Origin of the sequence: Hymenobacter properus, from assembly GCF_015694735.1 — a bacterium.
Lineage (GTDB): Bacteria > Bacteroidota > Bacteroidia > Cytophagales > Hymenobacteraceae > Hymenobacter > Hymenobacter properus.
Map to the genome: position 1 here is coordinate 417,761 of NZ_JADQDP010000001.1, position 24,714 is coordinate 442,474.

Annotated in this window: 23 protein-coding genes; 9 read left to right on the forward strand and 14 right to left on the reverse strand. The window is 59.0% G+C overall.

Annotated elements, in window-relative coordinates; translation table 11 throughout:
• Positions 1-28: 28 nt before the first annotated feature.
• The 4 genes from I2I01_RS01855 to I2I01_RS01870 are packed head-to-tail and all read right to left on the reverse strand — an operon-like array spanning position 29 to position 3,112.
• Positions 29-943 (reverse strand): HlyD family secretion protein, encoded by a 915-nt coding sequence (locus tag I2I01_RS01855; protein WP_211537766.1) that lies wholly within the window; start codon positions 941-943, stop codon positions 29-31.
• Positions 940-1,155, reverse strand: coding sequence for a hypothetical protein (locus I2I01_RS01860; protein WP_196284716.1), 216 nt, complete (start codon positions 1,153-1,155; stop codon positions 940-942). Before I2I01_RS01860 ends, I2I01_RS01855 begins: the two co-directional genes overlap by 4 nt.
• A 13-nt stretch (positions 1,156-1,168) precedes the next feature.
• Positions 1,169-2,464, reverse strand: a complete 1,296-nt coding sequence (locus I2I01_RS01865) for a TolC family protein (protein WP_196284717.1) — start codon at positions 2,462-2,464, stop codon at positions 1,169-1,171.
• 39 nt (positions 2,465-2,503) lie between these two features.
• A complete protein-coding gene (locus I2I01_RS01870; RefSeq protein ID WP_196284718.1) occupies positions 2,504-3,112 on the reverse strand; it encodes a TetR/AcrR family transcriptional regulator in 609 nt (202 codons plus the stop codon).
• A 172-nt stretch (positions 3,113-3,284) separates the two neighbouring features.
• Between I2I01_RS01870 and I2I01_RS01875 the strand changes: the two genes are divergently transcribed.
• From I2I01_RS01875 to I2I01_RS01895, 5 genes are all read left to right on the forward strand, one after another.
• The gene (locus tag I2I01_RS01875; protein ID WP_211537767.1) at positions 3,285-4,511 is read left to right on the forward strand and encodes an HD domain-containing protein; all 1,227 of its coding nucleotides are present in this window, start codon (positions 3,285-3,287) and stop codon (positions 4,509-4,511) included.
• A 98-nt stretch (positions 4,512-4,609) separates the two neighbouring features.
• Positions 4,610-5,650, forward strand: a complete 1,041-nt coding sequence (lpxD, locus tag I2I01_RS01880; RefSeq protein ID WP_196284720.1) for a UDP-3-O-(3-hydroxymyristoyl)glucosamine N-acyltransferase — start codon at positions 4,610-4,612, stop codon at positions 5,648-5,650.
• 106 nt (positions 5,651-5,756) lie between these two features.
• Positions 5,757-7,151 carry a bifunctional UDP-3-O-[3-hydroxymyristoyl] N-acetylglucosamine deacetylase/3-hydroxyacyl-ACP dehydratase gene (locus I2I01_RS01885; protein WP_196284721.1) on the forward strand — a complete coding sequence of 465 codons (1,395 nt, stop codon included), beginning with the start codon at positions 5,757-5,759 and terminating at the stop codon, positions 7,149-7,151.
• 94 nt (positions 7,152-7,245) lie between these two features.
• Positions 7,246-8,052, forward strand: coding sequence for an acyl-ACP--UDP-N-acetylglucosamine O-acyltransferase (gene lpxA / locus I2I01_RS01890; RefSeq protein ID WP_196284722.1), 807 nt, complete (start codon positions 7,246-7,248; stop codon positions 8,050-8,052).
• A 63-nt stretch (positions 8,053-8,115) separates the two neighbouring features.
• Positions 8,116-8,766 (forward strand): ABC transporter ATP-binding protein, encoded by a 651-nt coding sequence (locus I2I01_RS01895; protein WP_211537768.1) that lies wholly within the window; start codon positions 8,116-8,118, stop codon positions 8,764-8,766.
• Positions 8,767-8,770: 4 nt separating this feature from the next.
• Here I2I01_RS01895 and I2I01_RS01900 read toward each other — a convergent pair whose 3' ends face one another.
• From I2I01_RS01900 to I2I01_RS01930, 7 genes are all read right to left on the reverse strand, one after another.
• Positions 8,771-9,754 carry an ADP-ribosylglycohydrolase family protein gene (locus I2I01_RS01900; RefSeq protein ID WP_196284723.1) on the reverse strand — a complete coding sequence of 328 codons (984 nt, stop codon included), beginning with the start codon at positions 9,752-9,754 and terminating at the stop codon, positions 8,771-8,773.
• Between the two features lie 21 nt (positions 9,755-9,775).
• Positions 9,776-10,318, reverse strand: a complete 543-nt coding sequence (locus tag I2I01_RS01905; protein ID WP_211537769.1) for a GbsR/MarR family transcriptional regulator — start codon at positions 10,316-10,318, stop codon at positions 9,776-9,778.
• Positions 10,319-10,562: 244 nt separating this feature from the next.
• Positions 10,563-11,492, reverse strand: a complete 930-nt coding sequence (locus I2I01_RS01910; protein WP_196284724.1) for a TIGR01777 family oxidoreductase — start codon at positions 11,490-11,492, stop codon at positions 10,563-10,565.
• 146 nt (positions 11,493-11,638) lie between these two features.
• On the reverse strand, positions 11,639-12,715 hold the full coding sequence (locus I2I01_RS01915; protein WP_211537770.1) for a DNA polymerase beta superfamily protein: 1,077 nt from the start codon (positions 12,713-12,715) through the stop codon (positions 11,639-11,641).
• Between the two features lie 17 nt (positions 12,716-12,732).
• Complete coding sequence (locus I2I01_RS01920) at positions 12,733-13,503, reverse strand: nucleotidyltransferase domain-containing protein (protein ID WP_196284725.1); 771 nt, start codon at positions 13,501-13,503, stop codon at positions 12,733-12,735.
• A 10-nt stretch (positions 13,504-13,513) separates the two neighbouring features.
• Positions 13,514-14,719 carry a hypothetical protein gene (locus I2I01_RS01925; RefSeq protein ID WP_196284726.1) on the reverse strand — a complete coding sequence of 402 codons (1,206 nt, stop codon included), beginning with the start codon at positions 14,717-14,719 and terminating at the stop codon, positions 13,514-13,516.
• A gap of 41 nt (positions 14,720-14,760) precedes the next feature.
• Positions 14,761-17,535, reverse strand: coding sequence for a polynucleotide kinase-phosphatase (locus I2I01_RS01930; protein ID WP_196284727.1), 2,775 nt, complete (start codon positions 17,533-17,535; stop codon positions 14,761-14,763).
• A 69-nt stretch (positions 17,536-17,604) separates the two neighbouring features.
• Between I2I01_RS01930 and I2I01_RS01935 the strand changes: the two genes are divergently transcribed.
• Positions 17,605-18,159 carry a hypothetical protein gene (locus tag I2I01_RS01935; RefSeq protein WP_196284728.1) on the forward strand — a complete coding sequence of 185 codons (555 nt, stop codon included), beginning with the start codon at positions 17,605-17,607 and terminating at the stop codon, positions 18,157-18,159.
• 2 nt (positions 18,160-18,161) lie between these two features.
• Positions 18,162-18,776 (forward strand): ankyrin repeat domain-containing protein, encoded by a 615-nt coding sequence (locus I2I01_RS01940; RefSeq protein WP_196284729.1) that lies wholly within the window; start codon positions 18,162-18,164, stop codon positions 18,774-18,776.
• Here the strand turns inward: I2I01_RS01940 and I2I01_RS01945 are convergent.
• A complete protein-coding gene (locus tag I2I01_RS01945; protein WP_196284730.1) occupies positions 18,773-20,245 on the reverse strand; it encodes a 3' terminal RNA ribose 2'-O-methyltransferase Hen1 in 1,473 nt (490 codons plus the stop codon). The genes I2I01_RS01940 and I2I01_RS01945 overlap by 4 nt on opposite strands.
• Between I2I01_RS01945 and I2I01_RS01950 the strand changes: the two genes are divergently transcribed.
• Together I2I01_RS01950 and I2I01_RS01955 are read left to right on the forward strand one after the other, a co-directional pair.
• The gene (locus tag I2I01_RS01950) at positions 20,135-21,103 is read left to right on the forward strand and encodes a hypothetical protein (protein ID WP_196284731.1); all 969 of its coding nucleotides are present in this window, start codon (positions 20,135-20,137) and stop codon (positions 21,101-21,103) included. The genes I2I01_RS01945 and I2I01_RS01950 overlap by 111 nt on opposite strands.
• A gap of 82 nt (positions 21,104-21,185) precedes the next feature.
• Positions 21,186-21,818, forward strand: a complete 633-nt coding sequence (locus I2I01_RS01955; protein ID WP_196284732.1) for a hypothetical protein — start codon at positions 21,186-21,188, stop codon at positions 21,816-21,818.
• Between the two features lie 117 nt (positions 21,819-21,935).
• On the opposite strand, the gene I2I01_RS01960 is transcribed toward I2I01_RS01955, so the two are convergent.
• Together I2I01_RS01960 and I2I01_RS01965 are read right to left on the reverse strand one after the other, a co-directional pair.
• On the reverse strand, positions 21,936-23,405 hold the full coding sequence (locus I2I01_RS01960) for a GH1 family beta-glucosidase (protein WP_196284733.1): 1,470 nt from the start codon (positions 23,403-23,405) through the stop codon (positions 21,936-21,938).
• Positions 23,406-23,552: 147 nt separating this feature from the next.
• Positions 23,553-24,629, reverse strand: coding sequence for a glycosyltransferase family protein (locus I2I01_RS01965; RefSeq protein ID WP_196284734.1), 1,077 nt, complete (start codon positions 24,627-24,629; stop codon positions 23,553-23,555).
• Positions 24,630-24,714: the final 85 nt, after the last annotated feature.

Genomic DNA, 24,714 nt, shown 5'->3' on the forward strand with positions numbered 1-24,714 from the left:
GACGGTTTATCATTTAGTTGACCAACATTTAAAACAGCACATCCGCCGGCATGCCAATTTTCAGGCTGCCATCGTTTGGCACGGCTATTTTGAGGGCGTACACCAGATTCACCCGGTCCTCTTTGGTTTGAATAACCTTAGGCGTGAATTCCGACTTGCTCGAAATCCACTGCACGCGGCCGTCATATTCGCGGCGCTTGCCCCCGGGCGCGTCTACTAGCACCTTCACCGGCTGGCGCAGCTTCACGCAAGTGAGTTGGTCGCCGGCCACGTAGGCACGCAGAATCAGAGTTTTCGTGTCGCCTATTTTGTAGAGCGGCTGGCCGTAGTTCACCACTTCGCTAGGCTCCACGTACACAGTGAGCACGGTGCCGGCCACGGGATTGGTGACCCGACTTTGGCGCAGCTGGTCAACTACTTGCCTCACCTGTTCCTGCAGCGGGGCCGATTGCGCGGCAGTACCGCTGGCCTGTGTGCTCAGGGCCGAACGCTGAGCGGCCAGCTGCTGACGGGCCGTCGCAATCTGATAATCAATGTCATCAAGCTGCTTGCTGGGCACGGCATCGGCCTTAACCAGGTTGACCACGCGATGGCGTTCGCGTTGCAGGTTGGCCAGCTGCTGAGCCAGGGCGCCGAGCTGGGCCGAAACGTTGGGCGTTTGCTGGCGCACGGCGCGAGTGCTGGCTTGCAACTGGCGCTTGCGCAGGTAGAGCTGGGTGGTGTCGATGACGCCGACTTCGCGGCCGGCGGGCAGCTCGTCGCCCTCCGTCACGGCCAGACGCAGCAACTGGCCTTGGGCCTTGGCGGCCACCACATATTCGGTGGTTTCGAAATTGCCCGAAGCATCGAAGCGGGGCTCCTCGGTTTGGCAGCCCGCGAGCAAACCCATGGCCAGCAGCGCATTGGCCGGTAAAACGAAAGCAAAATAAGGCCGAACGTTCATGGCTGATTGAAATTAGAAGGGTTGGTGGCAGTGGCCCGGGAGCGGCGCCGGTCGCGGTGCACGACGTAGCTGATAACGAACAAGGACAGGTAAGGCAGGACGCATCCCAAGCCAAACCAGCGCCAGAAAGAGCGGCCGTGGCTAGTGGCCATGTAGCCCGTGATGGTGGGCATAAACAGCAGCGGCCACAGCAGGGCAATGATGACTTCCATGAGTAGCGGCTGGTTATCGGGGTCGAGAGGAAGCGCCTAGGATAAGCGAGTAATCGGCCTGCGCCTGCAGCAATTGTAGGAGGTGCAACTGCTGGTTGAGGCGCGCTAAACTCAGGTTGTTGGCTTCGGTGAAATAGTCGCTGAAGCCGATGATGCCGTTATCGAGCTGCACAGCGGCCGTGGCCTGAATTTTCTCACGCAGGGCAATAAGCTCGGCATCCGTCGCCAGCAGAGTTTGGTAGCGTTCCACAGCCGTTTGTTGGCCGGCGAGGGCCACCCGCTGGCTTTGCTCAAAGTTGGTCTGCTGCACGGCCACGGCCTCCTGGCCCAGCCGTATGGCTTCCCGGTCTTGCCGCCGGGTGTAATAGTTGCTCAGGTTCCAGTTCAAGCGCAGGCCGGCCAAGCCGTAGCCGTGAAAGTCGTTGCGCAGAAAGTTGAGCGTGGGCCGGCCGTAGCCTACCTGCCCGAAGGCACTTAGCCGCGGCGCCAGGCGCGCATCACTGAGCTGTTGTTGCCCGGTCAGCAGTGCTTTCTGTTGCGCATACAGGGAGAGCTCGGGCCGCGGAGCCGCGGGGGGCAGCTCAGTGGGCGTGGTCAGGCGAGTGTCCGGACTCAGGGCTTGGCCCAGCAGCTCGCCCAACTGGCGCAACAGGCCGGCGCGGGTGGTGGCCAGCTCGCGTAACTGCTGGTCGAGGTTCAGCACCTCGGCATCGAGGCGGGCCACGTCTTGGCCAGTAGCTACACCGTTGGCGCGGCGAGCCAGCAAGGCTTTGCGGCGCTGCAGCAAGTCGGCCCGCAGGCCTTGGCGCAGGCGGGCGGTTTCCTCACTGAGCAAGGCGCCGAAGTATAGGCCGTTTACCTGTTCGCGCAGCCGAAACAAGTTCACCTCGACCTGCTGGTTGTTTACCTGGCTGGCCAGGGTTTCCAGCTCCTGCTGGCGGCGGGTGGTGCCGCCGTCAAACAGGGTTTGGCTGGCGTCCAGCGTCAGCCGATACTGGTCTTTTGACAGCGTCGGGATATTAATGCCCGGTCCTTCAAGAGGAATTTTCGTCACCTCGCTCTGGTAACTGGCCTGGCCGTTGATGGCCAGCTGCGGCAGGCGCAATTGGGTAGCTAGCCGAGCAGTGTTGTTGGCGGCCTGAGCGTTGTTGAGCGCAATTTGCTTGCGGAGCGGGGCCTGGACTTGCGCCAAATCATAACAATGCGCCAGGGTCAGCACGGGGCCAGAGGCGGGCGGCACGGCGGGCTGGCCCAAGGCCGCGCGGGCCACAAGGCAAAGCACCAGCAGCATTTTTCGTTTCTTATCCATACACTTTAACTACTTGGTTAAGGAGTGGGCAAAAAAATATTAAACCTGAATCGACCGGATGATGAAATCGGCCACGTCGGTGCGCCGCCGCTCCATCTCCTGCTGAAACTCTTCGTCTGACAGCCCCAAACCCGCTTGAAAAACCGGCTTACCCAAAAAAGGAAAGATGAGCATCGACATCATGTTCATCATGAGCTGCGTGGCGGTGATGGGCCGGATGCGGCCCGCGGCCACAGCCTCGTCCACCTGCTGGCGGAATTTGTCGAGGTAGGTCCGCTCCTGCTTAATCGCGGAGGTGAAAAAGAAGTGCGGGTTGCGGTTAATTTCATTAACCACGAACAATGGCAAGAAGCTGTTGCGGCTGATGAAGCCGATGAAGGTGTGCACCATCTCGCGAATCTTGTCGAACAAGTCCTGGTCGGTGGCCAACACACCCATCATGCGGGGCATGATGATGCCGATGGTTCGGCTGATGATGATGGCCGAGAGCTTCTCCTTGCTGCGGAAGTAATAGTGCAACAAGGCTTTGTTGATGCCGGCACGGTCGGCAATTTCCTGCATGCGCGCCCCAGCCAGGCCTTTTTCCAGAAATACCGCCTGCGCGGCTTCCAAAATCAGTTCTTCGGTTGAGCGTTTTTGCGGGTCCATTGCCTGGGTGGTTTAACCGATTGGTTAATGCATTACAAAGATGGCGACAAAATTTTACTAACCAAATCTGATGGGCTTACAAAGGGCAAATGTATTTCGCCAAGCCAGGCATGCCGTTCTTGCGCTTCCATTCCACTCCTGCCCTTTCCCTGCCCTGCCTTCAACTTCGACAGTGAACAAAAAGAAAATTTTCAACGACCCCGTTTACGGCTTCGTCACCATCCCCACTGAATTTCTGTTCGACCTTATCGAGCACCGCTACTTTCAGCGGCTGCGGCGTATTCAGCAACTGGGGCTCACGGGGTTTGTGTATCCGGGAGCGCTGCACACGCGCTTTCACCACGCGCTGGGCGCCATGCACCTCATGTCATTGGCCCTGCGCACGCTCAAGGACAAGGGCGTGAAGATTTCGGCGGCCGAAGGCGAGGCGGCCATGGCGGCCATCCTGCTACACGACGTGGGCCACGGCCCCCTCTCCCACGCCCTGGAAACGGCCATTTTCCAGGACGTGCCACACGAGCAGCTTTCGCTTTTTCTGATGCAGCGGCTCAACGCCGAGTTTCATGGCAAGCTGAGCCTGGCCATTTCGATGTTTGACGGCACTTACGGACGGCCGTTCTTTCATCAGCTGGTGAGCAGCCAGCTCGACATGGACCGCCTCGACTACCTCAACCGCGACTCTTTCTATACCGGCGTAGAGGAAGGCCGCCCCGGCGCCGACCGCCTCATTAAAATGCTGCGCGTGCACGACGAGCGGCTGGTGCTCGAAGAAAAAGCCGTTTACTCGGTCGAGAATTTTCTGGTAAGCCGCCGCTTGATGTACTGGCAGGTATACCTGCACAAAACTGTCACCTCGGCCGAGCAAATGGTCATTCGCGTTGTGCAACGGGCCCGCGACCTGGCCCGCCGCGGCGTAGAGGTGCCTGCCAACACCTGCCTGGGCTACTTCTTAGGCCGCGCCGTGAGCCTGGCCGAGTTCGAGAAAGACGAGAAAATCCTCAGCCACTTCGTGGAGCTTGATGACTACGACATTTGGTCGGCCATCAAGTCCTGGGCTAGCCACCCCGATGTAGTGCTCAGCTACTTGGCCAAGAGCATTCTGCATCGCAACCTGCTCAAAATCGTGCTGGCGCCCGAGCCCTTCGATGAGGAATTCCGCCTCGGCATCCGTGAGCTGATTGAGGAAAAATTCAAACTCTCGCCCGAGGAAGCCGAGCTGCTCATGATTCCGGGCCGCCTGAGCAACAGCGCCTACAATCCCAGCGGCGAGCCCATCGAAATCCTGACCAAGAAAGGCGACGTGGTGAACGTGATGGAGGCTTCCGACCTGCCCAACATCCGCGCCCTCAGCCAGCGGGTGGAGAAGTTCTACATCTGCTACCCGAAGGAAATAGTTTAGTTGTCAGTTGTTGGTTGTCAGTTATCAGGCCTTAACAAGGGGCTTACATTGGCGACCTGACAACTGACAACCAACAACTGACAACTAATTTCGCCCCCATGGAATTTACCGTTCAGCAAATTGCCGAGGTGCTTGGGGGCACCGTGGAAGGCGACGCCACCCTGCGCATTTCCAGCCTGGCCAAGATTGAAGAAGCCCAGGCCGGCTCCCTCACCTTCCTCTCCAACGCTAAATACGAGCCGTTTCTCTACGAAACCGGCGCCTCGGCCGTCATCGTGAGCCAGGCGCTGGCACTGAAACAGGCCATCCAACCGGCCCTCATTCGGGTTGAGAACCCCTACACGGCCTTTAGCCAGCTGCTGGAGTTCTACGCCCAAGCCACCCGCACCGGCAAGCGCGGTGTGGAGGAGCCGGCGTTTATCGGCAAGTCGTCGGAAATTGGCGCGGGGCACTACCGCGGGGCTTTTTCCTACATCGGCGAGCAGTGCAAGCTGGGCGACAATGTGCTGGTATTCCCCCACGCCTACGTCGGCGACCGAGTGACCATCGGCGAGGGCAGCATCATTCACGCCGGGGCCAAGATTTACCCCGACACGGTGATTGGCAAGTTCTGCGTCATCAAAGCCGGCGCCGTTATCGGCTCCGATGGTTTCGGCTTCGCGCCACAGCCCGATGGCTCCTACAAGGCCATTCCGCAAATCGGCAACGTGGTGCTTGAGGACTTCGTGAGCATCGGCGCTAACGCCACCGTCGACTGCGCCACGCTGGGCTCGACGCGGGTGGGCCGGGGCAGCAAAATCGACAACCTCGTGCAGCTGGCCCACAACGTGGAAATCGGCCAAAACACCGTCATCGCGGCCCAGACCGGCATTGCCGGCTCCGCCAAAGTCGGCGACCAGTGCGTGCTGGCCGGCCAGGTGGGCCTGGCCGGCCACGTTACGCTGGCCAACAAAACGACCGTCACGGCCCAGTCGGGCGTGGGCAAGAACGTGAAGCAGGAAGGCACCATCCTGCAGGGCTCCACCGCCTTCGATTTCAAGCAAAACCAGCGCGCCCAAATCGTGTTCCGCCGCCTGCCCGAGCTGGAACAGCGCGTAGCGGAGCTGGAGAAGGCTAAAAACGCGACGGAAAAGCCCTAGCTTTGCATCGGTTTTTGGTTTTCGGTTTTTGGTTTTTGGTCCCAGTTGCTCGTCGATTGGCCTAAAAGCCCAAAAACCAAAAACCGAAAACCAAAAACCGACCATAATGAACGACAAGCAACACACCATTCAGGCGCCCGTGACGGTGCGCGGCATCGGACTGCACACCGGCGTGGAAGCCACCATGACGTTTTGCCCCGCACCCGTCGGCCACGGCTTTAAGTTTCAACGGGTTGATTTGCCCGGCCAGCCCACCGTCGACGCCGACGTGGACAACGTGGTGGACCTGAGCCGCGGCACCACCATCGAGCAAAACGGCGCCCGCGTCAACACCGTGGAGCACACGCTGGCCGCCCTCGTGGGCCTGCAGCTCGACAACGTGCTGATTCAATTGTCTGGCCCCGAGCCGCCCATCATGGACGGGTCGTCGGCTGAGTTCATCAAGGCCCTCGAAACCGTGGGCTTGCAGGAGCAAAACGCCCTGCGCAACTACTACGAAATTCCGGAAAGCATCCGCTACGTGGACAATGCCCGCGGCGTAGAAATTGCGGCCCTCCCCTTGTCCGACTACCGCCTCACGGTGATGGTGGACTACAACTCGCCGGTGCTGGGCTCGCAACACGCCACGCTGGCCGACATCAACCAGTTCGGCGACGAAATTGCTTCTTCGCGCACGTTCTGCTTTTTGCACGAGCTGGAAATGCTCTACAAAAACAACCTCATTCGCGGCGGCGACCTCTCCAACGCCATTGTGGTGGTGGACCGCGTGGTGAGCGACGACGAACTGACCGACTTGGCCAAGATGCTCGGCAAGCCCCGCGTGTCGGTGAAGAAAGAAGGCATTCTCAACAACGTGGACCTGCGCCACAAAAACGAGCCCGCCCGCCACAAGCTGCTCGACCTCGTGGGCGACCTCGCCCTGGTGGGCCGCCCGCTGAAGGGCCAGATTCTGGCCGCCCGGCCCGGCCACGCGGCCAACGTGGCATTTGCCAAGAAAATCAAGAAGAAGATGCTGGAGGCCCGGAGCAACCCAGTGCCGGCTTACGACCCCAGCCGCGAGCCGGTGATGGACATCAACCGCATCATGCAGGTGCTGCCCCACCGCTACCCCTTCCTGCTGATTGACAAGGTGATTCACCTCGATGACCAAGTGGTGACGGCGGTGAAAAACGTGACCATGAACGAGCCCTTCTTCAACGGCCACTTCCCCGGCAACCCAGTGATGCCAGGCGTGCTTCAGATTGAGGGCCTGGCTCAAACCGGCGGCATCCTCGTGATGAATACCGTGTCGGACCCCGAAAACTACTGGCAGTACTTCCTGGGCATCGAGAATGCCCGCTTCCGCAAGCGCGTGCTGCCCGGCGATACCATCGTGTATAGCTGCCAGCTGCTGGCGCCCATCAAGCGCGGCATTGCCAAGATGCGCGGCCAGGCCTTCGTGAACGGCAAAGTGGTGTGCGAAGCCGAAATGAGCGCCGCTATTGTCCGCAAGGACGCTTAGTTTCAGTTATCAGTTATCAGTGAGCAATGAGCATCTTTTGTTCGACTTCACTTCATAACTGTCAACTGTTAACTGTTAACTGTTAACTGTTTTTATGCTTTCCCCCCTCGCCTCTATTCACCCCGATGCCCGCCTGGCGGAAGGCGTCACCGTTGACCCGTTTACGACCATTGCGGCGGACGTTGAAATCGGGGAAGGCACTTGGATTGGGCCCAACGTTACCATCATGAACGGGGCCCGCATTGGGGCACACTGCCAGATATTTCCGGGCGCCGTGGTGGCGGGCATTCCGCAGGACTTAAAGTTTGCCGGCGAGCAAACCACGGCCCACGTGGGCGACTACACCGTGCTGCGCGAGTACGTGACCGTGAACCGCGGCACCGTGGACCGGGGCGAAACCCGCGTGGGCGCGCATTGCCTGCTGCAGGCCTACGTGCACGTGGCCCACGACTGCCTCATCGGCGACCATTGCGTGATTTCGGGCGCTACGCAGATTGCCGGGCACGTCAGCATCGGCGACTGGGCCATTGTGGGCGGCGGCACGCTGGTGCAGCAGTTCGTCAACATCGGGGCGCACGCTTTCATCGGCGGCGGCTCGCTGGTGCGCAAAGACGTGCCGCCCTACGTGAAGGCCGCCCGCGAGCCCCTCACCTACGCCGGCATCAACTCGGTGGGCCTGCGCCGCCGCGGCTATGACGACGAGCAAGTGTACGCCATTCAGAACCTGTACCGCCTGCTCTACCTGGGCGGCTTGAACACGCAGGAAGCCCTGGCCCGCATTGAGGTCGAAGTGCCGGCCTCCACTGAGCGCGACTTTGCGGTCGATTTCATTCGGGCGGCTTCGCGCGGCATCATCAAAGGCCCCAGCAAGCGCAAGCGCGACGAGGAAGAAGGCGAATAACTTCGATGAGCAATTGGCAATGAGCAAGGCACCGTTTGGGTCTCCGCTCCGCACCATTGCTCGTTGTTCCTAGCTCATCACCAATTGCAGATTGAAGCCACCGGCCTGGGCAAGCGCTTCCAGCGCGACTGGATTTTCCGGGGCCTCACGCGGGCTTTCCGGCCGGGCAGCGCCACGGCCGTGCTGGGCCCCAACGGCGCCGGCAAGAGTACGCTCCTAAACACCATTGCGGGCCAGCTGCTGCCCACCGAAGGCGCTTTGGCCTACACCTTATCCGGCCGCCCCGTGGCGGTAGAGGACGTGCCGCAGCACCTGGCCTACGCCGCCCCCTACCTGGAGCTGCTGGAGGAGCTGACGCTTCTGGAGCTGCTCCGCTTTCATACCCAGTTCAAGCCCCTGCAGGCTGGGGTATCGCTCGAAAGGCTTATTGACATTATGTACCTGGAGAAGGGCCGCCACCAGCTGGTGCGCGAGTTTTCCTCGGGCATGAAGCAAAGGCTTAAACTAGGCTTGGCCCTGTATGCCGCTGCGCCGCTGCTGCTGCTGGATGAGCCCACCACCAACCTCGACGCCACCGGCGTGGCCTGGTACCAGGAGCACGTGGAGGCCACCCGCGCGGGGCGCACGCTGCTGCTCAGCTCCAACGTACCGGCTGAGTATAGCTTCTGCGATGAGGAGCTGCTGGTAACGGATTTCCAGACCGGGAAGCGCTGAGGGGCTACTGGCCTGCCGCCAAACGCTGCGCTAAGTCTTCAATATCTGCTCTGCGGGCCAGTACGGCCAGCCATTCGGCCGGAATGGCGGCTTCGCCATACGCTAGCCCGGCCAGGCCCCCGGCCACGGCGCCGGTGGTATCGGTGTCGTCGCCCAGGTTCACGGCGGCCAGCACGGTGGCGGCGTAAGTGTCATGCTCCAATAGGCACCATAGGGCAGCTTCGAGGGTATCGACGACGTAGCCAGAGGAAGAGATGGTGCTTTCCGGTTGGTCAAGCAATGTTCCGTCCAAGACCCTGCGGTAATGAGGCCATTCATAGAAGACCGGCCCTTTTGCTTGGGTTTGAAGCCAATTGTATCCCGCCGTTCTGGCTTGTTCTACCGACGCGGCGATGCCAAAACCACTCAGTAACCCCCGCGCTACCAGCAGATATAGAAAGCAGCCCAGCGTGGACCGTGGGTGCCCATGCGTGACGCTGGCTACGGCCTCGGTTAGGGCCCAGGCCGCGTTTAAATCTAAGGCTTCGGCACGCCAGGTGTCGTGGAAAACCAGGGGCAGAATCCGCATCAGTGCCCCATTACCATTGTCAGACTCCAAATTCGGGCCGGCCTTCGTTGGCTCAGTCCCACGTTGCAGGCGGCCGATGGCGGTGCGGGTAGCATTGCCAACGTCGAAGGTCTCACCGTGAGCCGTCCAGTAGGACTTGTAGAGCCAATTGATGCTGCGCTGGGCGAAGTCGTTCAAATCGGGCAGACCGTTCTTGAGGCCGCCGGGCAGGGCTAAAGTTTCGGCCAGGCAAAATGTCAGCGACGAGTCATCGGACCAGGTGCCGGCTGACTGGCGGTGCGTGCCGTAGGCGCGCATGCCGGTCACGGGGTCTTGCTGGCGGGCGACACGGGACAAAAACTCAACGGGCACGCCGAGGGCGTCGCCTACCGCCAGGCCCAACAGGGCCGCGCGGGCCGCGGCTTCAAGGGAGGATTGCATGGGTGCAAGGTAGCTGGGCGGCTACATAAACAGCTTAAGGAATGTGTTCCAGAACCAGCTTTTTTCCGCTTGCATGAGCCGGGAAAGCAACTTGTCCGACGCGTTGGCGAGCTGCTGGATGTCGGTCAGGGCCGTGTGGAAGGCGCGGTAGTCGGCATCGGCGGCATCGCCGGGCAGGGCAGCCAGCTGGTCGATGCTGCGTTTCATCTGGTCGAGCTCGCGGCGCTTGCGGGCCCGGATGATGCAGCGCGTGACTTGCAGCATATCCTTTTCGGCCACGAAGAACTCGCGGCGTTCGCCGGGTCGCAGTTCTTTGTAAATCAAGCCCCAATCCAGCAACTCGCGAACGGTCATGCTGGCATTGCCGCGCGATATTTTGAGTTGGGCCATCAGGTCTTCGGTGCTCAGGGCCGTGGGGCTCACCAACAACAAGGCATGCACCTGGGCCAGCGTTTTGCTCACGCCCCAATTGGCCCCAGTTACACCCCAGGTGTGAATGAACTGGGCTTTGGCTTCGGCCAGCGTAAGTTGTTCGCTTTGATAATCAGATTTTCCCTGCGGCATGACGGCTCACCTAATAGGCGCTTAGAAGCAATAAATAAAAGCTTAACGGAAGCGGACAAGGCAATATGGAAAATATAAGCTTGGACTGAATTTCTATTTCCGAAGCCCATATTAAGCATATACCTAGTAAAGTAATTGGAACGGCAAAGACCAAAGAATATGGGTTGAGGCACAAAACACCTCCACTCAAAGCAAGCCAGAGCCCCAAAACGGGCTTTTTTACTTTGTTATCGGATGCCATAACTTATTTGGCTTGCTTGGTTGAGAGCAAATCAGCTACCGCAGTCGCGCAGGTTGGATGCTCGAACTTAAATCCCAGGTTAAGCAGCCGCTCGGGGTACACTTTGCGGCTTTTCAATATCAATTCCGTTTCGGTGCGCAGCACAAAGGCTCCGATTTCCAGCAGCCACTTCGGCTGCGGCAGCCGTAGCAACGGACGCAGTTTCTGGCACAACAAGCTGTTAAAATCTTGATTGGTCAACGGGTTGGGCGCGCACAGGTTGAATGGCCCCGCTTCTTCGGTTTTGGTCGCCAAGAATTCCACGGCGCGGCAAAAATCCTGGATGTGCAGCCAGCTCACCCACTGCCGCCCGGTGCCCTGCGGCGTGCACAAGCCCAGCCGCGCCAGCCGGGCCATCACCGGGAAGGCCCCGCCGTCGGTTCCCAGCACGATGGATGTACGCAGGGCTAGCCGACGGGTACTAGGTGTGTTAGACTCCCCAAAAGCCTGCTCCCAGGCCGTGGCAACCTCTACCGAAAACCCACTGCCAATGGTGCCAGCGGCTTCGGTGTTGGCCGGCTGGGCGCCTTGGGTATCGGCATAAATAGTGGCCGTGGAGGAATTGAGCCACACTTTGGGCGGCACGGCGCAGCTGGCCACAGCCTGGCCCAGCACGCGGGTACTGTCGACGCGACTGGCGATGATGTCGCGTTTGTTGGCCTCATTGTACCGGCAATCGACGGTGCGGCCAGCCAGGTTTACCAATATGTCGGCGCCCTCCAATTCAGCGGCCCAGGGGCCCGGTTTTTGGGCATCCCACCGACAGAAGTCGGGCCCTGGCGCCACGCTTCGAGCGATGACGACTACCCGATATCCCAACTGCAGGAAATGCCGGCGCAGGTGGCGGCCCAAAAATCCGTTGCCTCCGGCAATGACCAACTTCGGTGCTTTCATGCTTATGCCACCCGTGGGAAAGCGCCAACCGGCCCGTTCCGGCGGCTACAGCGGGCGCAGCAAATGTATCACAAGTTTCAATAATTATTGAAACTTGTGATACATATTTTTATAGGCTTACACCATACCTATTGCCAACAGGTGGTTTAGCTTACCTGATAGAAACTCCGGCGCGCCCGGCGCAATAGCTGTTCGGCTAACTCCTTATCCGGGGCTTCTGGCAACGCAGACGCAGCAAACGCCGCTTCCACTCGCACCACTAGTTTCTCGGCCTCGGCTACAAGCTCTTCATATTCAAACTCACCTCGCCGAATTGCAAGCAGAAACTCCCGGTTTGGGCGGCGTACATGCAATTCGCCACTAACAGCAATTTCCTCGGCCATCTGCAGTAGCCTAAATACATGCAGCATGTTTTTAGCGTCGTAATTTTTACCATGCTGCACGGTGTTTTGATAGCGCTCAGCGTTACGCTTCTCCACCCACTCCCAGTATTCGCGAAATGCCCGGCAGTACGTGCTATAGCCGTTGCGATTGAAGGATAAATAGGCGACTGGCTCCTCCCCTTTTGGCACAGCTGAGAGCAGCACGTCCTGCGACGTTTCGGGGTCGCGCACGAGGCCGCGGTAGTGATGCCGACGCTCCGGCGTGGCATCGACGAATAAAGCATATAAATCGGTGAGGTGCGGCACGTTGGCCAGGCCGCACTGCGCCATATTGAAACCATTGCGCGCCAGCCAGGTGGCTACCGGCTGCGCCCCAGCGCCCACCGTTACGTAGCAAAAATCAAGTACCGACTTGCGCGCCGGCGGCTCGGGATGGTTTATTTTCTTGTTCAAGCCTTTGGCTTTGCGGATTTGCGCCACGGCGTATTCGGCGAAGCTTTGCCGGCAGAGCTTGGAAAGGAAATCTGCGGCGTGAAATTGCTCGAACAATGCATGCCTATAAACTACACAGTCAGCCGGAGTGCCTAATAATTCGAGCACCGTGGGGTTATTTTTCAATAATAATTCCACAAAGCGACGCAGTTCGTAAAACACCTCGTCGTTGGTTTCATTGGCTACCTGCGGTACATAATCAAGGCCGTAAAACTGGTCTTCGGGTAAGATAAAGACGCCCTTTAAATCGGTATCGGAATGCGGTAGATTGGTGCCATAAGCCCGGCTGCCGCTAATGGCTTCGAAAAGAATTAAATTTTGATGGCGCAGGTCGGCAATGGTCAACATAAGATTATTCACTCGAACTACTGTGCAAATGCCTCGCTAATCAGGGCTTGAAATACCGCATTCAATTCGCAGGCTACGCTTCCCGGCCGCAACAGCGGCAAGGTTTCTCGCGCTGCCTGGCCAGCCCCCAGTTCGGCTTGCAGAAATTTGACCAATGCGGCCGGATGCGACACCACGGTTTTTTCGTTAGCGGTGGCCTTTCGGGTTATCAAGTCGTCTACGTCGCTTTGCAGCGTGGCAGGCAGCAATTCCCGCAGCGGCGCCAATTCCATGGGCGGCACGGTGGGTCGCTCCCGTATCCAGCGGGCGGCCAATGCCGAGCGTAGGGCGTAGAACAGGCGTTTCAGGCGGACTTCATCCCCCACTAGGTCCTCCTCCACGCCGCGCCGCAGCTGGCCCAGGTAATGGTGCAAGCCAGCTTTGCGATTAAAGGCGGCAGGCCACAGCGGCGCCAGTTTCGCACGAAAATGCAGCGCCTCGTGGTATACCACCGGCGACTGCAGCCACTCAAACAACGCGGCGTTGGAAGCGCGCATCAGACGCAGGGCCTTGCGCAGCTCCCACCCGGCTAGGTCCAGCTCATCATCAACGGGGAAATTGAGGGTGTCGCGGCCTTCGTCGAGGGTGAGGTACCAAGCTGGTGGATGGCAGTAAATTAAACGCACGTCGAAATCCGAATCGGGCGACGGAAAGCCCCAGGCGCGGCTGCCCGCCTCGCAGGCGTAAAGGATGCGAATACCGTGGGCGGCTTCGAGCTGGGCGAGAGCAGTTTGGATGCGACTAACCATGTTTAATTACCTAATTGCCATAAATTATTGCCTTGTTGCTTTTTTCATCGTTCCAATTTATTTTCATCAAATGTGAACCAGTAATCAGAATGCAAGCCACTTCTTTTTCTTGAGCAAGGCCATAGAAATCCATGTTCATTAGTACTAAATCCGGTGTGTAGTTTATTGTCACCGGGTTGTGGGTATATAAGGCATCGTTAAATAGCGGGTCAACAAGAGTAATAACATTTTTTTCAATGGTGGCCAGAAAGGTTTTCGACTCCCAGTTCACCATATAATACGTGTGCCCTTCTAACCGAAAAGTGGAAAATACCTGCAAGCCATAAAATTCAAATACTGAATGGACCTGACTTGCGCCGGTTGTATCGGGAGCATGTGTTCCATAGTCAAATTTTCGGTCCTGCGGCTTCTGCATTCCCTTCCAGCGCCTGAGCTTGGCGGGTTCCGCAATCACTTGCAGGTCAGCGCCGCCCATCATGTGGCCTAAAGAGGAGAGCACAAAGTATTTACCATCCTGTTTGATAATGGAATTCGGGCAGGTAGCTCCCGTCATGTAATAATTGCGGCGAAGCTTGTCATAGAAATAAACTTCGCCGCCAAACTCACCATTACACGTCAGGAAGGATAGATAACGCTCGTCTTCAAACAATTTAGGCTGTCTATTAAACGGAACCTCGGCACTGTAAGGCTCCCACCCATTAATGGAGCCAAAGGCATAGTATTTTCCCTCCGACAGCCCTACTAATTGCCCGTTAATCAGCCAGTGGTATTGAAACCGCCTGGTATTTAGCCGGCGCTCAAAATCCAAATCTCTGACTTGGTTTTCAATACTGTAGCACGCGAAATAGCCTGGCTCGAACAGAGTTACTAAGTCGTTTTTATAAATTATGGAATACGACAAGGGAAATGGCTTTGCCGCATAGGGATTGCGCAACACTATTTCCGACTTGGTCAAACCCAGTGCTTTTCTGCCAGCTTCAATTTTGAAATTCTTGCCTACTCCTGCACTGTCTTCCTTATAGAGCAACGGCAAGGGCAAGGGTGCTATTTTAAAGAGCTGCTGTATTTCCTTTTGCCTTTTCTGATTATACTCAAGGAAGGCCCTAAATTCTGGAGGAGCTACGTATTGTTCGGGCTCTGTTTTCTTTGGCGCACATTGTTGTAAGCCCAGCCCTACCCCGACACTGGCAACAAGCACTTTGTAGATTCGGCGCATCATTCAATTCTAATTAAAAGGCACATCCTCGTTCTGCCCACCTACAGCCGCGGGTCCACGGCTTCGCTTTCCAGCGCTAGCACACCGAAGACGCACTGATGCACCCGGCGCAGGGGCTGCCGGGCCACGAAGCGTTCCAGGCCCTCCACACCGAGGGCAAACTCGCGCAGGGCGAGGTTGCGCTTGGCTTTCACGTTGCGCTGGCGGAGGCGGTCGAGGTTGCCGGGCAGCAGGTAGTCGGGGCCGTAGATGATGCGCAGGTACTCGCGGCCGCGGCATTTGAGGGCGGGCTGGAGCAGGCCGCCTTTGTCTTGGGGCACGAAGTCGTAGGGTTTCACCACCATGCCTTCGCCCCCGGCGGCGGTGAGGTCGGTCCACCACTGGATGGCGGCTTCGACTTCGGCGGGGTCCTGGAGGGGGACGACGCGGTAGGGCGTGGCGCGGAGCAGGCCGGGGTCGGCGAGGGCGAGGGAGCGCAGGGTTTCCATGTGCCAGGCGTGGTCGCGGTCGAAGTAGGTGCGGCCTTCGGTGGCGAGCAGGTGGAAGGGCGCCAGCTTGAGGTCGTCGAGCGAGAGGACGGGCCAGCAGTAGCGGCGGTAGGCGTCGGCGTAATGGGTGGCGGCGTGGCGGCGGGCGGTGGTGCGGGCCAACAGGGCTTCGGCGCCGTCGAGGTGGCGGGCGGCGGCTTCGGTGAGCGCGGCTTCGACCTGGGGCAGGGCGGCATTGGCGGCGGCGGCCACGGCGGCGTACTGGTTTTTCACCAGCTCCTGGGCTTTGGCCGACCACGGCAGCAGCTCGGCATCGAGGCAGACCCAGTCGGTGTCGAATTTCTCCCAGAAGCCGGCGGTGTTCAGGGCGTCGCGCAGGCGGGCGAGGAAGGCGGTTTCGAGGGCGGCGTCGGTGAAGAAGTTGCGGCCGGTGCGGGTGTAGCACTTGCCGATGCCCTCGCCATCCAGCCCCATGCGGCGCTGGATGGCGGCTTCGTCGCGGCCCAGCACTACGACCACGCGGCTGCCCATGTGCTTTTCTTCGCACACCACGCGCTCCACGCCGAGGCGCTTGTAGTAGTCGAACGCTTCGGCGGGGTGTTCGAGCAGGTCGGGCAGGGCCGAGGTTTCGGTGGGCGACATGGTGGGCGGCAGGTACAGCAGCCACTTGGGGTGCAGGGCGAAGCGCGACATCACCTCCAGGGCAGCTACGGCGTTTTCCTCGCGGATGGTGACGCCGCGCATCAGCCGGGTTTCGATGAACTGCTTGCCGGTGACGTCGCGGATGTCGAGCAGGTCGTCTTGTTCGTGCTGGGCGGTGGTGGTTGGTTGTTCGTTATCAGCGGTTAGCTCGTGCTGGGCTTGTGCCTGCAGGGCGCGGTAGTTGAGCGGGCGCACGGGCTCGCAGTAGACCTGCGCGGCGGGCACGGCCACGAGCTCGCGCTCGGGGTAGCGCAGGGCGGTGAGGCGGCCGCCGAACACGCAGCCGGTGTCGAGGTCGATGGTGTTGTTGAGCCATTCGGCGTCGGGCACGGGCGTGTGGCCGAAGGCGACGATGGCGCGGCCCCGGTACTCGCGGGCCCATTCGTAGCGCACGGGCAGGCCGAATTCGTCAATCTCGCCGGTGCTTTCACCAAACAGCGCGAAGGCCCGCACGGCACCCGAGCCGCGGCCCTGCATCTCCTCGGGCAGGCCGGCGTGGGCCACCACCAGCTTGCCGCCGTCGAGAACGTAGTGGCTCACCAGGCCGTCGAGGAAGCGCCGCACCTCGCTTTTGAAGGCTTCGGGCTCGGTTTCGAGCTGGGTCAGGGTTTCGGCCAGGCCGTGGTTGACGGTGACGTTTTTGCCGTTGAGGTGGCGCAGAAGCTTGATGTCGTGGTTGCCGGGCACGCACAGAGCGATGCCGTCGCGCACCATGCTCATCACGAGGCGCAGGACCTGCGGGGAAGCCGGGCCGCGGTCCACGAGGTCGCCGAGGAAGACGGCTTTGCGGGTCGTTCGGGCGGGCGCCTCACCCCCCGGCCCCCTCTCCGATAAAGGAGAGGGGATGCGTTCAACAGGTGCATAACTGTGCATGTCCGGTGTCCCCTCTCCTCTTTCGGAGAGGGGGTCAGGGGGTGAGGCGCCCGCCTGAACAGCCACCGGCGCCACCACCCGCACGCCCAAATCCCGCACGTCATTAATGGGCTCTTCCAACACCTGATACCCCAGCTGCTCCAGCAGCGCGCGCAGCTCCTCGTAGCAGCCGTGCACGTCGCCGATGATGTCGAAGGGGCCGGTTTCCTCCTGGCGGTTGTTGTAAAGGCGGTCGCGGGTGATGGACTGGACGGCGTCGATTTCGCCCACGTTGCGCAGGTGGTGGATGTGCCGGAAGCCTTCTTCTTTCAGACTGCGCAGGCTGCGGCGCAGGTCCTGGCGGTGGCGGGCAATGACGTGCCGGCCCATGTGGCGGCGGTCGGGGCGCTGGGCGTTGCGCTCCTGGGCGACGGATTCGGGCACGTCGAGCACGATGGCCACGGGCAGCACGTGGTATTGGCGGGCCAGGGCCACCAGGGGCTTGCGGCCCTCGGCCTGCACGTTGGTGGCATCGACCACGGTGAGCAGCCCGCGCTTCAGGCGCTTGGCCACCAGGTAGTGCAGCAGCTCAAAGGCGTCTTTGCTGGCCGATTGGTCGTTTTCATCGTCGGCCACCAAGCCCCGGCAGGCATCGGAGGACACTATTTCCGTGGGCTTGAACAAGCGCCGCGCAAACGTGGACTTGCCTGCGCCCGTGCTGCCGATGAGGAGGATGAGGGAGAGTTCAGGGAGCTTGAGGGTATCTTGGGGCATTGGAAAGGACAAGGCGTAGAGTTGCCGTATACAAGGTTAGGCACGGCTACCCACAACTGAAGCATTATTATGAAAGTCGGCAAGCAATTCAACACGCTCACTTACGGCGAGTACCTGCACCTGATTGAGAATCACAAGAAGTTCACGGACTTCAATACGTTGGGCCTATTTCGCTCCATTGTGGAAACCACGAAGCTGAGCCTCGAAGAGAAACTTAAGCTGCGGCAAGTGGCTGTGGCGGCGTTTGCGAAGACGTTTGAGTTTCTGCAATTGAAAGACCCACGAACCTATCTGGCGGTTATGACTCTGGGCGAAAATCTGACCGTTGCTGACAAAAATCAAGTTTGGGAAAATATTCGGCACAATCAGCAACGAATTTTGGAAAGCAAGAAGTTAAATCATCGAAATTTCGGCACGTACTCAAAGCATGACTGCGGCTATGATACTTGCTTTATGAATGGACTGATGACGAAACAGGGGTCCACCATAGCTTATTATGGTAGTGGGGAAATGGGTTTCGGCTCGGATACCTGTAATTGGGCTAAGGAATTAAAAGCCGAGCGGCGCAAAAAAGACAGAAAAGAGGAATCTCAAATTGTTAGACAGTCGCTGGACAGTGAATAAGCATGCTGAAAAAGGAAATCAAAACACTGTTTAAGAATATAAGAACCGGTAATGCAGAACAAGTTTTCTTATCAATAAAAGCCAATCCTGAATTAGCCAATGTCTGCAGTTCAGCACCACCTAAAAAAGACGATGGACAGTCACCGCTTCAAGTCTCTTTCAAAGTCGGAAACTTTCAGATTGCCGATTTTTTAATTGATAATGGAGCCAAAGTAAGTTTTGTAGAGCAGTCTACCGTAAATCAATGGAATGCTCCGGTTCTGCACGATTGCATTATGGCTGTGATTTATAATTCTTACACGCTGTCAAAAGAAGAAACACGATTTGAAGAAGGAATTAGGCTTTTATCCCGGGTTTTGAGCCAAGGCGCAGATGCGAATGCAATTGACTCGTATGGAAACTCTGCTCTACACAGAGCCATTCTGGATTCCAAGCAGATGATTAATCATCCAAGCGCCGCCATAGAAAATGGAATTCTCTTGAGCCAACTGAAACGAGTCTTTCGTTTATTAATTGATGCGGGTGCTGACCCAACAGCCTCAAATGCTACTCGTCCAAGTCCAATCAGCTTTTTATCAAATTTTGGTTTGGCAAAATTTGAGCTTCTGACTTTTTAATTGGTTTCAATACCAAACACCGCCATCTGCGAGGGAGCGCCCACGCCTTCTACCTCCTCCCCCATGCTCTCCAGCCGCAGCTGATACCCGTGCCGCTCGGCCACGCCGGCGGCCCAGGCGGCAAACTCGGCGCGGGACCATTCGAAGCGGTGGTCGTCGTGGCGGAATTCGCCGGCGTTGAGCTTTTCGAAGAGCTGATTGTAGTCGGCGTTGGGGCTGGTGACGAAGACGTGCGCCGGGCGGGCCTGGCGAAATACCACGGCTTCGAGGGCGGCGAGGCGGTTTTCGTCGAGATGCTCGATGACTTCGACCAGGGCCGCCACGTCGAAGCCGGCGAGGCGCTCGTCGCGGTAAAGCAGCGAACCCTGGATGAGGTCGATGCGGGTGCGCTGGCGCGGGGGCATCTCGTCGAGGTGCAGGCGCTGGGCGGCGCGGGCCAGCGCCTGGTGCGAGACGTCCATGCCGAGGATGTACTCAATTTTGGGCTGGCGCAGGAGTAGACGCAGCAGCTTGCCCTCGCCGCAGCCCAGGTCGAGCACGCGCTTGGGAGCCAACTGGTAGATTTCGTGGGCTACTTGCTGCAGGCGGAGGTCGTGGAGGGAGAGCTTGGGCTGTAGCGTGGAGTCGGCAAGTCCGCGCATGGCATCGTCTGTCACTTGCGCCGCCGTAGTTTCTACTGAGCTGCTTTCATGTTCTTCCATGCGCGGACTCGCAGAGTCCACGCTACTTTCATCTCCTTCCATTAGCCGCTCCAGTGTCGGGTTCACGTAGGCGGCCAGGTAGCGCAGGTAGCGACGCGTGATGAAGCCGCGCTCCGGGTGCTGGGGCAGCCAGTCGCCGCCGCGATGCAGCAGCTTCTCGGCCTCGTGCTCGCCGATGTAGTAGTGCTTGTCGTTGTCGAGCACCGGGAGCAGCACGTAGAGGTGGGTGAGCACGTCTTGCAGCCGCAGGCCGGCGTGGCGCAGGTGCAGGGTGTAATAGCGGCTGTCGCCCCACTCCGGTACGGTGGGGTCGAGCGGGGTGGTTTCGATGTCCACCTCGTAGCCCAGCGGCTCGAAGAGGCGGCGCGGCCAGTCAGGGCCGGGCGCCGATACGACGGCCACTTTCACGGCCAGCGGCAGGGCTTGGGCGGGTAGGTCGGGCTTGTCTTTGCAGGTGCCGTTCATGGCAGTGCCGTAGGCTTTGCTAAGGGCCGCGCTCAGGAAGGACGAGGCCACGTAGGGCCGGTCGTTCACGTATTGCTCCAGCGCAAAGCCTTCGCCGGACGCGCCACCCTTGCCTCGCACGAGGCCCACGGGGTCGAGGTCGAGTAGCAGGGCGGCGGTGCAGCGCTCAGTGGTGGCTTCAGGATAGAAGATGTGAGCCTGACCGCCGGCAATTTCGATACTTTGCAGGCGCGCGGGGTTTTTGTGCAGCAGGTAGCCGAGGTCGGTGGCGGGCTGGTAAGTGGTGGAGATGGTGAGGAGCATAGACTATTGCAGATTGCACAGCGTTGGGAAGCAGGGCGCAAGGGTTGGCAAGCTACATCAGCTTCTTTTGTCGCGCAGCAATATAAAATCACCTATGAAACCCTTTTTATCCTGCTCCTGCTGCTAACCATGTGTTCGAAGCCACGACCTGTCACTTTCAAGGAATGCCCCTGCACGCATACCGACCCTGAAAAGCGACTTTACAACCAAGTGCTTATTGAACTAATTGAGCAGCATTTCTATAGTAGCTACTTGCCCGATAGCGCCAATGAACAAATTCGGGCAGAACTCCAACGACAATTCCCACAAAGCTCTGATTACAAAGTAAGCACCGTGGAATTTCAGCATTATGAGACTGTTCGAAAAGAATTAGAAGCAGTCCAGCAAAACCGCCTTTTCAATGATAGCGCTCGGTTTGAGACAATTTATTTGGGTACGGATTTGCGCCGGGGGCTCGTTCCTTTCACCTTGCCTCAGCTATCACAATCTGCAGACACAACCGACGCTTTTGCCAGATTAAATATCAGAATTAATTCACTGTTTTCTCAGGTCGTGCTAAGTGATACATCTATCGCCATTCACCAACTTAACACCTTGCAATCAGGCATAGTACCTGCTGATTTTCAGCTTTGCACTGCCAAAATCACCATGCGCCCTACAAATCATAAAAGGCCGTTTGACTGGGAGCGCACGACCGTTCGCTTCTCAAAAATTGTATTCAACGCGACGAAGACCAAGGCATTGCTCAGGTATGACATGAGTTGCGGCGGTAATTGTGGATTCGGCGAAATCCTATTGGTAGAAAAAACAAACGGCAACTGGCATATCAAGCAATCGGAAGAACTTTGGATTTCCTAGATAAAGCGCCTGATGATATCAAGAATGAATAATCTTCCGAATTTTGTCCTAGCCGGATTCACTTTCACCGGTCAATTGCATTTTGCCCGATACCATCCCCCAAACCGCTCCCTCCGGTCCGTCCCTCAACGATTTCGCCAGCTTCTACCTCTACGGCCTCACTAGCCAACCCTACCGTCAATCTTCTGATTTAACGAAGTTTGGCGAGCTGTATAACCTGGTAATTGGCAACCACGGCGGCTTGGGCCTGGCCAGCACTTTCCATCCCTACCAACTGGTAAATCAGGCCGGAATTACGGTGTGGTACGCGGCCTACGCGCAGTTCTATGCCCAGCCCAACAGGCTAGAGATGTTCGCGGAGATGACCGTGGAAAAGGCATCTTTTGTGGTTGTGCCGCCGGCCTCGTTTGGCGAATTCCACCTCTGGCCCGACACTCGCCTGACGGCCGATGAAAACCCGATTTTCAGCCGCTTCATTCCCTTTGTCATTCCCTTCCTGGTGCGCAAAGACCCAGAGCTCCTGCGCTGGGACGCTGAATTTGCCGCTGCCGAGGGCGACCAAAGCCGCCTCCGCCCCTATCTCGACGCCGTGAATGCAGCCATCAAATTCGTACAGCCGGCCCCCGCGTTCGTGCTGGGGTTTGGAGAGTTCGACGAGCAACAACCGGAACTGTTAATTGACAAGTTTGTGAACTGTCGGGACATGCTGCTGTAAGAAGACAGCCTTCTGTCATGTCGAGCGCAGCCGAGGCATCTCGCGTGCGCAACGCAATCCAATCGTCAGGATTACTGCTACACGCGAGATGCCCCGGCTGCCCCCGGCATGACCGTTTTAGTGGGACTGTACTGTTCCAGGCTGCAACGCTACCGCGGCCTTGTTCTCTACCGCTGAGCCGCCCAAAAACTTCTTATACCAACGCCCCGAGTCCTTCAAAATGCGCTCCTGCGTCTCGTAATCGACGTGGATGAGGCCAAAGCGGGGACCATAGCCCTCGGCCCATTCGAAATTATCGGTCAGGCTCCAGGCAAAATAGCCGCCCACGTCCACGCCCTCGCGCCGGGCCCGCAGCACCTGGCCGATGGCCGCCTGCAGGTAGGCGCGGCGGGCCGCGTCGGGCACACGGCCCGCCACTACATCATCGGGGAAGGCCGAACCACTTTCGGTGATAATCAGCTTGGGAGCGTTGGGGTAAGCCGCATACTGCTTGAGCATGTGGTAGATGGACTCTGGATACACCTCCCAGCCCATGTCGGTGAAGGGCACGCCCCGCTGCATGGCGGGCACCAGAGTGGCCCATTGCAACGGCAGCCAGGGCGAAAATTTCACCACTTCGCGGGTGTAGTTCTGGATGCCCCAGAAGTCGAAATCGAACTTGAGGCGCTGCTCGTCGCCGGGCTTCTGATAGCGGTCGAGCAGCCAGCGCAGGGCGGGCAGTTCGGCCACCGGGTAGCCCAGGCCGAGCGTGGGCTCTACGAAAAAGCGGTTGAGCAGGGCGTCGGCGCGGCGGGTGGCGGCTTCGTCGTAGGCATTGCCGGGGCGGTAGGGCACCGTGTAAGAGCACGAAAACGTAGTGCCAATTTCGGCCGATTCGGGCAGCAAGGCGCGCAGGGCGCGCCCCCCTTCGGCCTGGGCTAGCGTGGCGTGGTGGGCCGCCGCCAGAAACGCTCCCAGGTGTCGCCGGCCCGGCGCGTGAATGCCCAGCAGGTGGCCCGCGCCCACAAACACCATGGGCTCGTTGAGCACGCACCAGTGCGCCACCCGGTCGCCAAGGCGGCGGGCCATGAGCTGGGCATATTCCGAAAACCAGCCCACGATGTTGCGGTTGGTCCAGCCGCCCCGGGCCTGCAGGGCGCTGGGCAAGTCCCAGTGGTAGAGCGTGAGCCAGGGGCGCAGGTCGCGCTCCAGGCAAGCATCCACCAGCCGGTCATAAAAATCGAGGCCGCGGCGGTTCACCGCGCCAATGCCTTCGGGCAGCACCCGCGCCCAGGCGGCTGAAAACCGAAAGTCCGTCAGGCCCATTTTGGCGGCCAGGTCAAGGTCGGTTTCGTAGCGGTTGTAGAAATCCGCTGCCACGCGCCCGTGCTCGTTGCGCCGAACCACGCCCTTGCGGCGCGTGAAATCGTCCCAGATGCTGGGCCCCTTGCCCTGGTGCTGCCAGGCGCCCTCCGTTTGGTAAGCCGCGGCCGAGGCGCCCCAATGAAAATCGGGCCCAAAATCGGCGCGGGAAAACGGCAGCGGCGCCGAGGACGGGAAGAAGGCGGCCGGGAGCGGCTCGTCGTAGCGGGGCGGTAGCTTTATCATGCGCAGGGCGCGGAAGGGCGTTTAGAACGTAAAACAGAATAACGCAGATGGAGGCTTTAGCAACATAAGCGGAACGTCGTGCTGAGCGGAGGCGCAGCCGAGTCGAAGCATCTCTACCGCGCAACGTGATTCATATAACTGATTTCACTATTGCGGTAGAGATGCTTCGGCTGCGCTCAGCATGACGTTCTTATTGGGTGCACCGTTCAACTTTTGTACTCCACTGCCCGGCAGCTGCTCCCGCAGCACCGCATCCAGCACGTCGGCCGTGTGGTCGGGGTAGTTTACGGGCACGGTGTCGTCGCGGTGCAGCCACTGGTCTACTTTGTCCAAGTTTTTGTCTTTAAAGTTTTTAATGACCGGTACACCCATCTGGGCCAAAGCCGCCGCATTGCACTGCTGCTCATATTGCTGTTTCATGGGCATCACCAGCAGCTTTTTACCTAAAAAAAGTGCCTCCGCGGGCGTTTCGAAACCGGCGCCGCACAGCACGCCGGCAGCTCGGGCTAGGCTGTCGAGAAAGGCGCTGCCGCTCACCGGCCATACGCGCACGTTGCCGTAGGTGGCCGGCATCTGGCTGTGCTTGCTGAACACCTCCCAGCGCGTGCTGCGGCTCAGGTATTGCAGACGCTCCACCAGTATTTCCTCTTCATAAGCCGGCAAATACACCGTGTAATGGCCTTCATTAGTGGGGTTGAGTTCGCGCACCTGCTGGCGGATGACGGGCGTAGAAATACCCTGCCCGTATTCCTGAAAATGAAACCCGTAGCGCGCCGTGCTCGGCGCGTAGTGCTTCAGCACGGCACGGCCGGCCGGGTCTTCCCGCTCGGGCCGGGGAGCGGCAGGATGCAACACGGCGCTTTGGTGGCTCAGGGCCACGCAGGGCACCTCGCGCAGCTTGCAGGCCCAGCTGCTCACCGGCTCAAAGTCACTGATAACCAAGTCATAGCTTTCCACCGGCAGGTGGCGCACTTCGCTCACGAATTTGGCCGAATTGAACTGCCAGAACGTCTTCACGAAGTTGATGCCGCCCTTCTTGCCAAACAAAAAACCCATGCCCTGGGCCCGGTACTTCACGTCAAATACCAGCGGCAAATCGGCCGGCGGGCCGCTTATCAGAATATCGAGCTGGTCGCAGCGGCTGCGCAGCAGCGGGACCACGTCGAGGGCGCGGCTCAGGTGGCCGTTGCCGGTGCCTTGGATGGCGTAGAGAATTCGGGGCATTTAATTTAGGTAGTCGGTGTAGCAGGGGCTGGGGCCTGCTGTCATCCTGAGCATTCTGCGATTAAAACAGAGACGAAGGACCTTC